This window comes from Janthinobacterium sp. UMAB-56 (assembly GCF_900095265.1).
Lineage (GTDB): Bacteria > Pseudomonadota > Gammaproteobacteria > Burkholderiales > Burkholderiaceae_D > Janthinobacterium.
The window spans coordinates 1-233 of the sequence record NZ_LT607723.1 but is presented as its reverse complement, the minus strand read 5'-3'; the positions used below and the strand labels follow the sequence as shown (position 1 = coordinate 233).

Annotated in this window: 1 protein-coding gene; it reads right to left on the bottom strand. The window is 62.7% G+C overall.

Annotation, left to right across the window (positions count from 1 at the left end; genetic code table 11):
- The coding region (locus K0F85_RS28430; protein WP_219119142.1) for a carbohydrate porin at positions 1-233 on the bottom strand (233 nt) is incomplete at both ends.

Sequence of the window (233 nt, the reverse complement as noted above, 5' to 3'; positions counted from 1 at the left end):
TAGGCATTGACCCAGATGGTGGCCAGGTAGTTCACGCCGCCGGACTTGGCGACGGACTTGGTGTAGCCGAATTCCGTGTAGGCGTCGCACTCATTGCCCAGACGGTATTTCATGGTATTGCCACCCAGGCCGAAACAGCCTTGCGAACCGCCGTCACCCGAAGTATTGCTGCCGGCGCCGGCGCGCAGGTAGCCGTGGAAGCCTTCGGCGTCGGATGGGTACATGGGGTCGGC